Below are 14,002 nucleotides of genomic sequence, written 5' to 3'. Positions count from 1 at the left end.
ACAGTATATTATTAACGTAGAAATAGGTCTTAGATCCTTAAAAATTAACATTCTTATAAATTCGAGAACTAAGTTAGTGTTAAGTTGACAAACTTAAAAATAAAATTATCACATATTTTAAGCTATATATTTTTTTAACTAAATAGTGTACAAACGACAATAACCTAAAACACATAAAATACTGGATATCAATCAAAATAAATTATCAAAAAGAAATAAATGAAAAATATTTAAAAATATTTAATAAAAAAGAGGGGATTATCATAACTTACAAAAACGAAAGGCATATAAAATATACTACTTTTGTTGAAAATCTATTTATTACTATGAGATATCTGGTATTATTACTGACAATAAGTATAGCTGCAAATTCTCAAAACCTAAAGGGCAAAATTGTAGAGATTGTTGATGCAGATATAGTTGTATTTCAAGATAAAGACAACATTCGCAAGACGATAAAACTATACGGAATCGACTGTCCGGAAAAAGGTCTTCCATACTCGGAAAATGCTCTGGAATTTACTCAACGAAAATGCGACGGTAAAGATGCAATAGCCCAAATAATATCAGATGATAATAAACAGACTTTGGGCATCATCTATGTGAATGGCATAAATATAAATGAGGCTCTTTTAATTAAAGGACTTGCCTGGAAAAGCAAGAATAATGACTCTGAACACTTAACAAGACTAGAAGAAAATGCAAAAAACGCAAGAATAAATATCTGGTCAATAGAATATCCCATAGAACCAAAGGAGCCTAAATATGAAACCAGTGAGAGAAAAGTCTATATATGCAGTTTACATCCGACTATTTATCACCGATCGGAAGTATGCAGGGACTTATATAACTGCAAAGGGGAAATATTAAGAATGCATTTTGGTGTAGCTCGCCAGAAAGCACCATGTATATTATGTGCAAAGACTCGATAATTAGAGAATCTTATACTCTCTAAGTTATATCTCTTTTATAATTCGTGCCGGATTACCTACTACCAATACATTGGCCGGAACATCTTTAACAACAACCGAACCCGATGCAATTACGGCATTATCACCAATAGTCACTCCCGGATTGATAATCGCCCGTCCTCCAATCCATACATTATGACCGATTGTTACAGGCTTACCAAACTCAATAGCATCGGCACGCTGAGTCGTATTAAGTGGATGAGTGGCAGTATAAATATGCACTCCCGGTGCAAGCAGGCAATTATCCCCAATTTCGATTTTACAAACATCGAGCATTACACAATCAAAATTCGCATAGAAATTCTCACCCACATAAATATTATACCCATAATCACATTTAAATGTCGGTTCTATAAAAATAGACTTGCCTGTTCTTCCGAATAACTGAGATAAGATTTCTCCTCTTACCTCTATTTCATCAGACGATGTGTTATTATAGGTATACGTAAGCCTGCGTGCTTTAAGCCTCTCTTCAGTTAATTGTTCATCTCCTGCAAAATAAGGTTCGCCGGCTAACATTTTTTGTTTTTCAGTTTTCATGCTTCATTGTTTTTATCACAATGCAATATAACTCTTTTTTTATCATCATTAAAATATTCCGAATCCCGATCAACCATCATCAAACACCCCAATATAGTATAAAAGGGTTTAGGGTGTTAATGGAAAACAGGTATCCAATCATTACAATTAAATACCTGCATCAAACTAAAACCATTAAAACTAAACCTATTATTTGATTTCATTATCTCCGTCCCGAAGCTGATGAGCGTCCAGCTTCGCTTCGTGTAGAAGATCTGTTTTCTCCTTTATTTTCGGATTTACGTTCACTACGGCTACGGCTTGCGTTTTCGGAGCGAGACACTTCCGCATATTTCAAATCATTTCTGCCTGATGATCTGTCTGTACGTTTATTTTCTTCTCTATAATTATTATCTCGGCTACTTCTGTTTGAGTCATGCTGACGATCGGCTGTTGATCTACCCTTACTGTCACGCCCATTGTTACGCCCGTAGTCAGAATCTCTGCCACGTCCGTTATTATTTCCTCTATTATTGTCGTCATACCACCTCACTTCGTTTCTGCGGCTGTCTCTGTAGCGATTGTCATGACTGTTACGAATCACAATCTGATTTCTATTTCCTCTGAAATGTCTGTAATCAACCATATGGCGTTGATTAAATCGCCAAGGATTATTATCGGTAAGTACTACTTTATAAAGTCCGTACAAATCATAATGACGATAAGCTCCGGGAAGGTAACGAGCCGAAACCCAACGGCCTCCACGAGGAAAATGAAACAGACCTTGATTTACATTGTAGTAAACATTAATGTCTGGAAAATAATAAAATGCAACATAATTGTATCCGACAGGCCCCCAAGCAGGCTGCATACCTATATTTATATTCACATTTATATTGGCGGCCTCAGTTCCTGAGAAACTAGCCATTGCTACTAAAAATCCGATTGAGAGTATTATTTTTTTCATAATCAAGCCTTTTAAATGATACAATAATTATGGTTAGTGCTTCTTATATTTACTAAGATGAATAAATAGGTAAAAGGATTAATCGACACCCGATAGATTAACTTTAATTAACCCTATACTTAAAAACCCTCATTCCTAAAATCGAGATATCTAACATGATATGGTAAATATTTATATATATTTGTAATATATCCTTAGTGGATAAGATAGGTAACTGAATAAAATAAGATGCTCGATAACAACAATTTACACGACATATATTTGGCTTTAGGCTCCAATTTAGGGGATAAAAAAAAGAACATCGATTTGGCAATTGCACAAATAGAACTCCATATAGGTCAAGTAACTGCCCTATCCTCTTTATATGAAACCCTGCCTGTGGGCTTCGATTCGGAGAACTCGTTTCTCAATGCTGCATGTCGTGTATCAACCCGATTGCAACCTTTAGAGGTATTAGAATCAACTCAGCTTATCGAAAAAGAACTGGGGCGTAAGTCCAAATCTGTAAACGAAACATATAGCGATCGTATAATTGACATAGATTTGCTTCTGTTCGATAACAAAATCATAGAATATCCTCATCTGGTAATACCCCACCCTCATCTGCATGAACGGGATTTTGTACTTACCCCTTTGGTGGAAATAGCTCCCGATGTATATCACCCGATATTCAAGGTGACTATATCGGAACTGAAAAATAAGCTCAACAACTAACTAAAATGAAAATAATTGTATGGAAGGCGTAATATTAGTAGTCCTTGTTATACTGGCAATATTGTTGTTTATTGTAATGACCAAAATCAATACTTTAAGCAATAATATTACTCATCTGGGCAATAATTTGTTTGACATAAACAGTAAGCTCAGAGATTTATCGAATCAGTCATCAACAAAAAAAGATACTCAGGAGATTCTGGATGCAATACAAAATTTAGGAGACAGAACACTAGTTTCGAAACCTGCGGAATCAACACCAACTATAGAAAAACCTGTTGTAAACGTCATGCCTCAAGAGGAAGAGAAACCTTCTGCTCCGATAATACGTGAAGTGCCGGAAGTTACAACAGAGGCTGTAGAGGAAACAGTTATCGAAACTCCACACACAGAGGAAGAAGTTGAAGTAGCTGAAGATGCTCCTGCTTATGCAGCATTCAGCAATACCCGAAACAAACCTCAGACTTCGTTCTCGGAAGTATTTCAGCAACCTACGATATTTCAACAAGCACAGGATAAGGTCGAAAAAGAAGAATCCGAAAAGGGTTTTATCGAAAAAATATTCAGCGAAAACTTACTTACCAAAATAGGTATCGTAACACTTGTACTTGGTATTGCATTCTTTGTAAAATATGCTATCGATCAGGATTGGATCAACGAGATAGGACGTGTGGGCATAGGTCTGCTTACGGGTGGTATTATAATTGGTATCGCTCACAAATTGAAAGAGAAATATCAAGTATTTTCATCCATACTGGTAGGAGGCGGTATATCGGTACTTTATATAACGATAACCCTTGCTTTCAGGGAATATGAATTATTCTCACAACCTCTGGCATTTGGCTTGCTTATTGCCATTACCATATTTTCGGTTATGCTATCGCTGTTTTATGACCGCAGGGAACTTGCCATATTCTCCTTGCTGGGAGGGTTTGCCTCACCGCTGATGATAAGCACAGGAAGTGGCAATTACATTGTTTTATTTTCTTACATCCTGATTCTCAATACAGGAATGCTTATTCTTGCCTTCCGTAAAAAGTGGCATGTGCTAGGTATCATATCTTATGTACTTACACTTATATTCTTCTGGTCGTGGCTGATAGCATCGTTCGAAAACCAGTTCAAAGGGGCAACTTTATTTGCGGCACTGTTTTTTGTTCAGTTCTATATATTGGCTCTTATCGACCACTTCAAGGGAGAACACAAGGTTACCGCTTATCAGGGAATACTCATTTTGACTAATAACCTGTCGCTGTTCCTTGCCTGCTTAACCATATTTACCGATTATCCATACGATGTAAAAGGATTGGTTACCATCATTATAGCCGCTATTAATGCCATCATAATGGTTGCTTTGTTCCGTAAAAGTGAGATCGACCGCAACCTTATTTACCTGATCATCGGTGTAGTAATGACTTTTGTCAATTTGGCAATTCCTATCCAAATGGACGGATATGTTATCACCATGTTCTGGGCTGTAGAAATGGCAGTATTGCTTTGGTTGTGGCAAAAATCGCAAATACAGATATTCCGTATAGGGTTTCTTATTGTCGCAGGACTTGTCGTATTCTCGTATCTGATGGATATTTCGAACAACTATTATACATTTACTGAAATACCACTGCCAATCATCCTTAATTCAGTATGCATCACAGGACTGGTAGTTATAGGCGGGTTCTTTGTCAGTAAACTATTACTTGACAAAGAAGATAAAGAGTCTTTTATCTCTATCGGAAATGCTGAATTACTCAGTGTTAGTAATTGTTACCGAGCAATAAGTTTGTTGCTTATAGGCTTCACATATCTTGTTCCTTTCTTAGAAATGAACTATCAGATTGAATATCGTCTCGAACTGGATTACAATACCAGCCTGCGTTATATGATAATGACTGCATATACATCGGTTTATGTATCGGTACTTACATTCTTGTATCGAAAAGAGATTGCCAACAAAGCTCTTATTTTCGGACTTTTATCGGTATTTACAGTTATCTATTCTCTCGTATATTGGTATTATGTAACAGAGCTGAGAGATTATACATTCTGGTTCCCTACATATCCTAAGGCATATTTCCTTCTGCATTTTGTAGCTATCATTCCGGTGATGCTGGTAATTATTACCCTTATCAGAAATGTAAAATCAGCAGTACCCGGTAATCTCAAAGTATTTTATTGGGGGATGACCATAATCTCAACTCTTCTGTTGGGTATCGAAACCGAAAACATTAGTGTTATGTTATTTAGTAATAGCGACAATTATACGAATGTTCTGTACGATGTACGTACATTTGTGTTTCCTGTCCTATGGGCATTAATAGCAATGGGACTTATGATCTGGGGATTAAAAGGCAAGGAAGTTATTTTACGCAAAATATCACTTATTTTCTTTGCTCTTATCATTGTCAAATTTTATGCTTATGATGTATGGCATATGTCACAAGCAGGACGTATAGTATCGTTCATTATGCTTGGGGTTATTATTCTGCTGGTATCTTTCCTTCAACAGAAGATAAAGACTCTGGTAAAAGAAGATACTCCCGAAAGTGCCCCTTCGATAGATAATAAATAGAGTTTTACTTCATTTTAAAGCAATCAAAAAAATCTGAAACATCAAATTTTCAATTATAAACAATGAAATATTCTCTCTCAATTGTATTATTATATCTAACGAGCCTCTGTGCAACTGCACAAAGCTGGTATGTTGCGGATATTGACACTATAAAACAAAGTGGTTATTACAATATCCAACTTGATAAACGAATTATAGCTGTATCTAATAATGCCGACTTTCTCGATATAAGGATAAATGATACGATAGGTAACGAAGTTCCCTACTTTGTACGGGCACAAAGTCCGGTACGTGCTGTAAATGAATTTATAAGTTACGACCTGGAGAGTAATACCACAAAGGACAGCATCAATACGATTGTTGTAAGAAACGAGAATGGCGAAAATCTGAACCGATTCTCAATAGTAATTGAAAGTGCCGAAGTGGATAAATATGTAACCATACGGGGCAGTAATAATCTCAAACAATGGTATATTGTAAAAAAACGGGAGAATATTACCTATTCGGGATTCAAAGAGGGTAATAATGAGATATTAATAGTAGATTTCCCCCAAGGTAACTACAAGTATTACGAGCTTACGCTGACTAATAACCAAAGCAGTCCGCTACAAATACTGAAAGTGGGAAGATTCAAGAATTCGAATATTTATGCACAGCAAACCGAAATCGATCTGGGCACATTTATCAGAAAAGACAGTACGGATAAGAAAACATATATCCGTTTCCCAAATCTCGAATACAACTACCGCTTAAATAAGCTTACATTTTACATAAACAGTAAGGCTGAATATCTTCGTAAAGCCGAGCTGAATGGCAAAGACTATTCTATCCGCTTTAATTTATCATCAAAAGGTGAAAATACTATTGTGCTAAATAGTACCCCCATATCCCCCGAAGGTGTTATCGTTATAGACAATAAAGGCAACCCACCACTTGTCATCGATTCTATAAAAGCATATGCACTTAACAGATACTTGTGTGCTTATCTTGAAGAGGGACAATGCTACACACTCGTTATTGGCAATAAAGACATTGCTCCCAGCTCCGATTATGACATTAAATATTTCCAAGACGAGATACCCGAAGATTTACAAATTGTAAAGACTTCGAATTTCGAAAAGATAGAGGCTGCTACACATTCGAACGAGCGTGAAAAGATGTGGATCGAAAAACCTGTCTTCCTTTGGTCTATTATCATTCTGGTAGGTTTGTTCCTTAGTGCAATTTGCTACAAAATGATACGGGAAATGAAAAAGAAGGAAGAGTAAATAGCACTTCCATTTTAGCACACAGATTTACAAAAAATAGGAACAAACAAATATGTCTGTCCCTATATATCTTTATACAGTATCAGATTACTCAACCGTTACCGATTTCGCCAGATTACGGGGCATATCCACATCCCTGTTTTTATTGACGGCAATGTGATAAGCCAACAGTTGCAATGGAATACACGACAATAGTGGATCGAGACACTCATCGGTCACAGGTATTTCGATCGAATAGTCAGCCAATGCTTTTATGGCTTCGTCTCCTTCGTTGATAATCGCGATGATCTTACCCTTACGAGCTTTTATTTCCTGAATATTACTTACCACTTTGTCATATATAGCATTGTTTGTGGCAATGGCTACAATCGGCATTTCATTGTCGATAAGAGCAATTGGACCATGTTTCATTTCGGCAGCAGGGTATCCTTCGGCATGAATATAAGAAATCTCTTTCAACTTAAGAGCACCTTCCAAGGCTATCGGATAACTGTATCCACGTCCTAAGTAAATAAAGTTATGTGCATAAGTAAATATCAACGAAAGCTCTTTAATCTTGTCATTTAGAGCCAGAATAGAAGTGATCTTATCGGGTATCACCTGCAATTGTTTCAAAAGGTGAAGATAACGCTCGTCGGATATTGTACCCTTTTCTTTGCCGATAGTCAGAGCCATCATGGTAAGTACCATTACCTGAGCCGTAAATGCTTTAGTGGAAGCCACTCCAATTTCGGGACCACAATGGGTATACGAACCCGAATCGGTATTTCGGGGTATGGAAGCTCCTACCACATTACAGACTCCATACACAAAAGCTCCTGCCCTACGTGCCAGCTCGATAGCGGCAAGTGAGTCGGCAGTCTCTCCCGATTGAGAAATTGCGATAACAATATCATCGGGTTCTATTACCGGATTACGATATCTGAATTCCGAAGCATATTCCACCTCTACAGGTATGCGGCAAAATTCTTCTATCAGGTATTCGCCAATCAATCCTGCATGCCACGATGTTCCGCAGGCAATAATCAGTATACGCCTCGCCTTTTTGAATTTATCTATATGATCTATGATCCCCGAAAGGGTTACATTTGTTCCTTCAACATTTATACGCCCACTCATACAACTTCTGAGTGTTTCGGGCTGTTCAAAAATTTCTTTCAACATAAAATGGTCGTAACCGCCTCTTTCCAGCTGGCTCAGATTCATTTCAAGCTCGGCTATTTTATGGGTTTTCTGAACATTCGAAATAGTTACTATTTTAGGAGCTTCATCGCGTTTGATAACTACAATTTCTTCATCATCCAGATAAATAACCTTATTGGTATATTCGATTATGGGTGAAGCATCCGAAGCCAGAAAAAATTCGCCCTCGCCAACACCTACCACTAAGGGACTGCTTTTTCGGGCAGCAATTATTTGTGTAGGATTTCCTTTTTCGATAACGGCTATCGCATAGGCTCCGATCACCTGACTCAAAGCCAACTGAACGGCTGTAAATAAGTCACAGTCATTCAGCTTCTTGATGTATTCAATCAATTGTACCAACACCTCGGTATCTGTATTGCTATGAAAAGTATAACCATCAGCAATCAGTTGAGCCTTTAACACCGAATAATTTTCGATAATACCATTGTGAATCAACGCCAGCGATTCCGACTGTGAATAGTGAGGATGAGCATTTGCATTGCTCGGCTCTCCATGTGTTGCCCAGCGGGTATGTGCTATACCTATGGTTCCCGTAAGATCTTTATCTTTGGCAAACTCCTCCAGATCTTGCACTCTCCCCTTGGCCTTATAAATAGACAAATTGTTTTCGCTATTGATTATAGCAACTCCTGCACTGTCGTAACCTCTATACTCGAGGCGATGCAATCCTTTTATTAAAATGGGATACGCTTCCCTGAATCCAATATAACCTACAATTCCACACATATATAAATGCTGTTAATAATTATCTAGAAAATCACAAAGTCAATTTAAAAACGTAAAACAATACAAAAGATTATATTTTATTTATTTTTTAACAAAAAGAAATATTTAAGACAACAAAAAGACCAATCAGACAAACACCGATCAGTCTTTTTATATTGCAGATACACAGATATATATTAGTAGCATTGACAACTATTGTTTATTATTCAATCTATAAGATAAAGCTCCCGACGGGCAAGTATCCACCTGATTCATTAATTGTTCAGTTGTTGCATTTTCGATCTTTATCCAAGGTCTTTCGGCTGGGTTATATACCATTGGCAACATTTTCACACAAATACCTGCATGCTGACAAAGGGATGGCTGCCAAACAACAGTCAGTTCACCATTCGAATATTCAATTTTCTTATTAATATCCATATCTTCCTCCTTCTTTTTAAGTAAACAAAAGTATTTAAAGGTTTTAAACCGATTTACGCCTATGGTTAGTAGAAACGACAGATCGAAAAATATCTCAGGAAATTCAGATATTGATTCCTCTCATAACAATACGCCTCCAATCGGGATGTTTTTGAATATATCCTGTAACAAATGGGCACAGAGGCACTAATCTAAGTTTTTGCAACTCGATATTTTGAAGTGTCTTTTCAATTAGTTGCGAACCTATCCCCCTACCCTCCAGACTAACCGGAACTTCGGTATGCGTGAGGTATATTTCGTTATTATTTGTTTTGATGTATTCAATCTTGGCTATTTCTTCGCCAATACGAAATTCATATCTGTTTTCGGGACTATTATCAATCAGTTCATAATTTTCTCTTTCCATAATCGCATTATTAAATATATAGTCAGCACATGCGTAAACAGGTCTGAAACTTCGATTTACTTTAATAAAACGTTTAAAACTAACATTTTGTTTGATTCAATACTATATTTTAGTTTACCCGAAGGATCGATATATCTCAAAATGTCTTTATTTAATCATTTACCCTACATTAAAAATTTCTATCTTTGGCATTCATTTTTATATGCCTGCAAACGTAATGAGGAGTATTGTTTCCCCAGCAAGAAATTTGATGCATAGATATTCTATCCGGCTTATCTGTCTTTTGCTTTTGGCTGGACTCTATCAAAGTACATGCCTGGCACAGATAGACAGTCTGTACATTGCCCCATTCGAGCAAAAATTTTCTATACAAGCATCTGTTTCCAATAAATTTCTATCTTTATCTCAGGAGTATGATGCAAAATCGATGCGTAATTTCTCTTTACTCCCTAATACTCCAGTAAATATAGGATTAGGCTTTTCATGGAAAAACCTCAGTATGAGCGGTTCTTACGGATTCCAATTCTTAAGAGATAAAACAAAGGGAAGAACCCGTTCTTTTGATTTTCAATACCACTATTACGCTCGCAAGTTTGTAATCGATTTATTCCTGCAAAATTATCGGGGATATAATAAAGTGTACGAAGACGATGACGAAACACACATCAGAGCTTCGGATGTTCAAATGACTCAATACGGGGCACATGGAATGTACGTATTCAACAATCGGAAATTCTCATATAAAGCAGCCTATAATCTGAGCGAGAAGCAAATAAAATCAGCCGGGGGATTTCTTCTGGGAGGAAGTATTTTTCAGAGTCGAATCCGTTCCGATAGTACATTGGTTTTACGACACAACAAAAATCAGCAGGATAACTTTCAATTTGGAGTAAATGGAGGTTATGGTTATACGTGGGTCATTAAGAAACACTATTTCATATCGGGGTCGATGACTGTGGGAGTAAATATAGGAGCAGACAGAATAGATAAATTCGGCAAACAAAGGCTGGAGGTATATCCTACTCTATTTCCGAGAGGTTCAGCAGGATATCATGCCGATAGCTGGTCGATAGGTGTATCAGCTCTGGCAAACAGGGTTGTTGTACAGATGTCGGACGAAAGCAGCACAATGCTAAATTCGGGAACTTTTCAGCTCACCTTCGTCAAACGCTTTAATACTCATCCCAAGATATTGAATAAATTACCTAAAAACATTATCAAATAAGGTCTGATATGTTTTCATAATAAAAACAGTTGACGAATAAACAAATCTCAGATATTCATGACTGCGAACTCATTAACGAATAATCTATAAACTGACCTATTATTAAATACGTTCAATTATTTAATTTACGAGATATGAAGAATCATTCCCTACTATTCATTTTCATTCTATTATTATCGTTTACAGCCTGTAACAATAAACAAAAAGAAAATGCGACAAACGAGGGCAGAGCTGAGGTTACTGCCAAAATCGACAGCCGAATCGACTCTATTTCTGTTTTATATTATAATTACCTCGTAGAGTCTCAAACTCCTGTAAAGCCCGAAGATATTAAATTAAATATTCCTCAATTTGATAAAGACCGAAAGGGTATACTGGATGCTCACATAGTTGATTCTATAAAGATAGAAGATCTCAAATCGAGAATAGATTCTCTAAAACCTGCTCAGTCGCCATCAACATTGGATGCCAGATTGGTCGCAGTTATAAAATATAAAGACGGGCGTAAAGATATTCTTTGCTTAGGTGGTTATCAGGTAAACGAAATATTTCTAAACGGAGTACAACAGGAGACTGATAATAAATTGCTCTTTTTGCTGAAAAACTACATTGGTTTTTATCCATGGATGATAGGTGACGATATGTTTGCGATGAAAGAACTACAAGACCCCTCATTCGCCAAAGCTCCATTCGTTTCTACACCCTACTACGATGCTTATCAGAGTGCCCTTACTAATCGATAAACACATAATAGGTTAATATCAGAAAAATAAAAGCAGGCTAGTTTTTTTACGACTGTCCTGCTTCATTCCAAAAAATATATAAGTAACACAAATTCTTAAATTAATTTTCCTAAGCAGCAATAGAATACATTACAGCCACCAAAGAAAACAGAGGCTCAGACCTTATTATATTTCGATGGTAAGATCGGCAACAGGAGCATCAGGAGCATTATTTTTCACAGACTCAATACCTTTATCTCTACCTGCTTCGCTCTCATACATCTGGCTGGTTCCTATAATCTGACCATTTGTAGCTTTTAAATTAAAGTAATATTTTTTATTTACACCTTCTTTTCTATCGTAATGAGCATCGTCTTTAGCATTCTTCTTCACTGAATCCAAGCCGTTCTGACAATTCGCTTTTGTTGTATAGCCTTCACTGGTTAAAATCACTTGACCGTTACCGGCTTTTAGGTTGAATTGAAATTCTCCGTTTTTTCTTTTTACTATTTCAAACTTTCCCATATCTTTTGCTTTGATTTAAGTTAGCATTCTATTGATTTGTTAGTTAAACAAAGATGTCTTAAAATATGTTCACAATAGAATAAGATTGCAGGGTGGATTATTTGTCTGTAATGTATTTTTTTAGAGTTGATTTATTTTACTACAGCCAAAATATGCTATATTTAAGCTACAAAAAAACTTTCAAAATGAAGATAAGAAAAACTCAAATATCAAAAACGGATCTTATAAATCAATATCTGCCCGCCAATTATACCGAATGTCTTCAGTGCAATTTCAGTAGTATTCAAAAGATAACAGCCGACGATATTATGGTAGCCTTTTGGACTGCTCCTCCTAAATGGGTTGACTCTCTCTTTAAACTTCGGGATATTCTCGTAAAACCTTTCGGAATACAAGGTGGAAATAAGGGAAACAGACAGGAGCTTGAAAAATCTATACGAACAGGCGGTACTTTCAAGTTTATGAGTATCGCCGCCAAATCAGACGAAGAGACTATACTGTGTGCCAACGACAAACATCTGGTTATGTATTTATCTATCAAAATAGAAGAACTTAACGAGAGCGATAAACAGGTTACTGTGTCAACTCTGGTTAAGTTCCATAATTTATTAGGACGAGCCTATTTCTTTATTATATATCCCTTTCATTGCATTATCGTAAAAACAATGTTGAAATCTGTTCTCAAGAAACTAAAACAGTGATTATCCAATTCATAACAGATTCAATCAGGCTCTTCGCTATCGATATAATCTCTTTTAAACATATCGAAGCATAAAAGAAACAACGAAAGCAAGAGAGGTCCGAATATTACTCCCCAGAACCCAAACAACGATAATCCTAATACAACTCCAAAGATGGTAACCATCGGATGGGTATCGGCCAGTTTTTTCTGTAAAAGAAAACGTACCAGATTATCTATATTAGAAATTACCACTATTGCATATATAGCCAAACCGATTCCTCCTGCCACATTTCCTGTCAATGCCAGATATACTGCCAAAGGAAGCCAGATGAGTGCTGTACCTATAAGCGGCAGAATGGTTGCAAAACAAGTCAGAAAACCAAAAATAACGGGGTCTGGTGTTCCGAATATCAGATAACCAATCATAGCGATACATCCCTGTATTAAGGCTAAAAGAGGGATACCTATTGCATTGGAAGTAACCATAACTTTGGCAGACTTGATTACTTCTTTTTTGTTTTTATTCTTAAAAGGCAATATATCATATACGTACGATTCCATCGTTTTACCTCCTAGCAGCATAAAATACAAGACAAAAAGAAGTACAAAAGAATTGATCAGAAACGAGCTGATTTGTCCTACGAGCATTTGTGCAACGCCGCTAATTCGAGACGTTATCATACTCAGGTTATCGCTGCTCATCACATCATATCCAACTTTCTGGTGAACGAGGTCAATAAAGTGCTGAATGGTTTTGATCAGCACACTGGGCTCGAGATTTACAGCCTGCAATCGGTTAACCAATAACCAGATAACAAAGAATGCCGGAATAAGGAAACACAGTGACACTTCCAATAAGACAAGAGTTGCCGCAATGCTTCGCCGAATTTTCTTTGTTTCCGCCAAATAGCTCATTTGCCTGCGTACCATAACATAAATGGTACAGGCACCCAGTACTCCACTTAAAAACGGTAATGTTTCTTTGAATACGATTGCACCCAGAACGACGATGATAACCAGTAATGAATACTTCCAATATTGCTCTTTAGAGTCTGTCATACTATTTATAAGTTAGATAATTA

The 14,002-nt window shown here is 36.6% G+C and carries 14 protein-coding genes; 7 read left to right on the top strand and 7 right to left on the bottom strand.

What is annotated here, in order from left to right:
- Positions 1 to 326: 326 nt before the first annotated feature.
- Complete coding sequence (locus G7050_RS12135) at positions 327 to 932, top strand: thermonuclease family protein (RefSeq protein WP_166115727.1); 606 nt, start codon at positions 327 to 329, stop codon at positions 930 to 932.
- A 24-nt stretch (positions 933 to 956) separates the two neighbouring features.
- On the opposite strand, the gene G7050_RS12130 is transcribed toward G7050_RS12135, so the two are convergent.
- Both G7050_RS12130 and G7050_RS12125 read right to left on the bottom strand, forming a co-directional pair.
- A complete protein-coding gene (locus tag G7050_RS12130) occupies positions 957 to 1,511 on the bottom strand; it encodes a maltose acetyltransferase domain-containing protein (RefSeq protein ID WP_166115725.1) in 555 nt (184 codons plus the stop codon).
- Between the two features lie 202 nt (positions 1,512 to 1,713).
- Positions 1,714 to 2,457 (bottom strand): hypothetical protein, encoded by a 744-nt coding sequence (locus G7050_RS12125; RefSeq protein WP_166115723.1) that lies wholly within the window; start codon positions 2,455 to 2,457, stop codon positions 1,714 to 1,716.
- Between the two features lie 228 nt (positions 2,458 to 2,685).
- Between G7050_RS12125 and folK the strand changes: the two genes are divergently transcribed.
- The 3 genes from folK to G7050_RS12110 all read left to right on the top strand — a co-directional run bounded on the left by folK (position 2,686) and on the right by G7050_RS12110 (position 7,008).
- Entirely contained in the window at positions 2,686 to 3,171 is a 486-nt protein-coding gene (folK, locus tag G7050_RS12120; protein ID WP_166115722.1) for a 2-amino-4-hydroxy-6-hydroxymethyldihydropteridine diphosphokinase, read from the top strand.
- Positions 3,172 to 3,190: 19 nt separating this feature from the next.
- The gene (locus G7050_RS12115) at positions 3,191 to 5,740 is read left to right on the top strand and encodes a DUF2339 domain-containing protein (RefSeq protein WP_166115720.1); all 2,550 of its coding nucleotides are present in this window, start codon (positions 3,191 to 3,193) and stop codon (positions 5,738 to 5,740) included.
- 62 nt (positions 5,741 to 5,802) lie between these two features.
- Positions 5,803 to 7,008, top strand: a complete 1,206-nt coding sequence (locus G7050_RS12110) for a hypothetical protein (protein WP_166115719.1) — start codon at positions 5,803 to 5,805, stop codon at positions 7,006 to 7,008.
- Positions 7,009 to 7,095: 87 nt separating this feature from the next.
- On the opposite strand, the gene glmS is transcribed toward G7050_RS12110, so the two are convergent.
- The 3 genes from glmS to G7050_RS12095 form a co-directional block, all read right to left on the bottom strand.
- Complete coding sequence (glmS, locus tag G7050_RS12105; protein WP_166115717.1) at positions 7,096 to 8,940, bottom strand: glutamine--fructose-6-phosphate transaminase (isomerizing); 1,845 nt, start codon at positions 8,938 to 8,940, stop codon at positions 7,096 to 7,098.
- A gap of 192 nt (positions 8,941 to 9,132) precedes the next feature.
- Positions 9,133 to 9,354: a (4Fe-4S)-binding protein gene (locus tag G7050_RS12100; RefSeq protein ID WP_166117719.1), complete on the bottom strand. Its 222-nt coding sequence runs from the start codon at positions 9,352 to 9,354 to the stop codon at positions 9,133 to 9,135.
- Positions 9,355 to 9,463: 109 nt separating this feature from the next.
- Positions 9,464 to 9,766 carry a GNAT family N-acetyltransferase gene (locus G7050_RS12095; protein ID WP_166115715.1) on the bottom strand — a complete coding sequence of 101 codons (303 nt, stop codon included), beginning with the start codon at positions 9,764 to 9,766 and terminating at the stop codon, positions 9,464 to 9,466.
- Positions 9,767 to 10,016: 250 nt separating this feature from the next.
- On the opposite strand from G7050_RS12095, the gene G7050_RS12090 reads away from it, so the two are divergent.
- Together G7050_RS12090 and G7050_RS12085 are read left to right on the top strand one after the other, a co-directional pair.
- Positions 10,017 to 10,991 (top strand): DUF4421 domain-containing protein, encoded by a 975-nt coding sequence (locus G7050_RS12090; protein ID WP_166115713.1) that lies wholly within the window; start codon positions 10,017 to 10,019, stop codon positions 10,989 to 10,991.
- 134 nt (positions 10,992 to 11,125) lie between these two features.
- Positions 11,126 to 11,734: a hypothetical protein gene (locus G7050_RS12085; RefSeq protein WP_166115711.1), complete on the top strand. Its 609-nt coding sequence runs from the start codon at positions 11,126 to 11,128 to the stop codon at positions 11,732 to 11,734.
- A 165-nt stretch (positions 11,735 to 11,899) separates the two neighbouring features.
- Here the strand turns inward: G7050_RS12085 and G7050_RS12080 are convergent, their stop codons facing one another.
- Positions 11,900 to 12,238: a YegP family protein gene (locus G7050_RS12080; protein ID WP_166115709.1), complete on the bottom strand. Its 339-nt coding sequence runs from the start codon at positions 12,236 to 12,238 to the stop codon at positions 11,900 to 11,902.
- 185 nt (positions 12,239 to 12,423) lie between these two features.
- On the opposite strand from G7050_RS12080, the gene G7050_RS12075 reads away from it, so the two are divergent.
- A complete protein-coding gene (locus G7050_RS12075; protein WP_166115707.1) occupies positions 12,424 to 12,939 on the top strand; it encodes a DUF2867 domain-containing protein in 516 nt (171 codons plus the stop codon).
- 20 nt (positions 12,940 to 12,959) lie between these two features.
- Here G7050_RS12075 and G7050_RS12070 read toward each other — a convergent pair whose 3' ends face one another.
- Positions 12,960 to 13,979, bottom strand: coding sequence for an AI-2E family transporter (locus G7050_RS12070; RefSeq protein WP_166115706.1), 1,020 nt, complete (start codon positions 13,977 to 13,979; stop codon positions 12,960 to 12,962).
- Positions 13,980 to 14,002 lie beyond the last annotated feature (23 nt).

This window comes from Dysgonomonas sp. HDW5A, assembly GCF_011299555.1.
In the GTDB taxonomy this organism is placed as follows: domain Bacteria; phylum Bacteroidota; class Bacteroidia; order Bacteroidales; family Dysgonomonadaceae; genus Dysgonomonas_A.
This window is presented reverse-complemented; position numbering and strand designations above follow the sequence as displayed.

Excerpts from the sequence above, each read along its gene's own strand:
- G7050_RS12135 (WP_166115727.1), top strand. The coding sequence starts at position 327 with ATGAGATATCTGGTATTATTACTGACAATAAGTATAGCTGCAAATTCT.
- G7050_RS12130 (WP_166115725.1), bottom strand. The coding sequence starts at position 1,511 with ATGAAAACTGAAAAACAAAAAATGTTAGCCGGCGAACCTTATTTTGCA.
- G7050_RS12125 (WP_166115723.1), bottom strand. The coding sequence starts at position 2,457 with ATGAAAAAAATAATACTCTCAATCGGATTTTTAGTAGCAATGGCTAGT.
- folK (WP_166115722.1), top strand. The coding sequence starts at position 2,686 with ATGCTCGATAACAACAATTTACACGACATATATTTGGCTTTAGGCTCC.
- G7050_RS12115 (WP_166115720.1), top strand. The coding sequence starts at position 3,191 with ATGGAAGGCGTAATATTAGTAGTCCTTGTTATACTGGCAATATTGTTG.
- G7050_RS12110 (WP_166115719.1), top strand. The coding sequence starts at position 5,803 with ATGAAATATTCTCTCTCAATTGTATTATTATATCTAACGAGCCTCTGT.
- glmS (WP_166115717.1), bottom strand. The coding sequence starts at position 8,940 with ATGTGTGGAATTGTAGGTTATATTGGATTCAGGGAAGCGTATCCCATT.
- G7050_RS12095 (WP_166115715.1), bottom strand. The coding sequence starts at position 9,766 with ATGGAAAGAGAAAATTATGAACTGATTGATAATAGTCCCGAAAACAGA.
- G7050_RS12090 (WP_166115713.1), top strand. The coding sequence starts at position 10,017 with ATGCATAGATATTCTATCCGGCTTATCTGTCTTTTGCTTTTGGCTGGA.
- G7050_RS12085 (WP_166115711.1), top strand. The coding sequence starts at position 11,126 with ATGAAGAATCATTCCCTACTATTCATTTTCATTCTATTATTATCGTTT.
- G7050_RS12080 (WP_166115709.1), bottom strand. The coding sequence starts at position 12,238 with ATGGGAAAGTTTGAAATAGTAAAAAGAAAAAACGGAGAATTTCAATTC.
- G7050_RS12075 (WP_166115707.1), top strand. The coding sequence starts at position 12,424 with ATGAAGATAAGAAAAACTCAAATATCAAAAACGGATCTTATAAATCAA.
- G7050_RS12070 (WP_166115706.1), bottom strand. The coding sequence starts at position 13,979 with ATGACAGACTCTAAAGAGCAATATTGGAAGTATTCATTACTGGTTATC.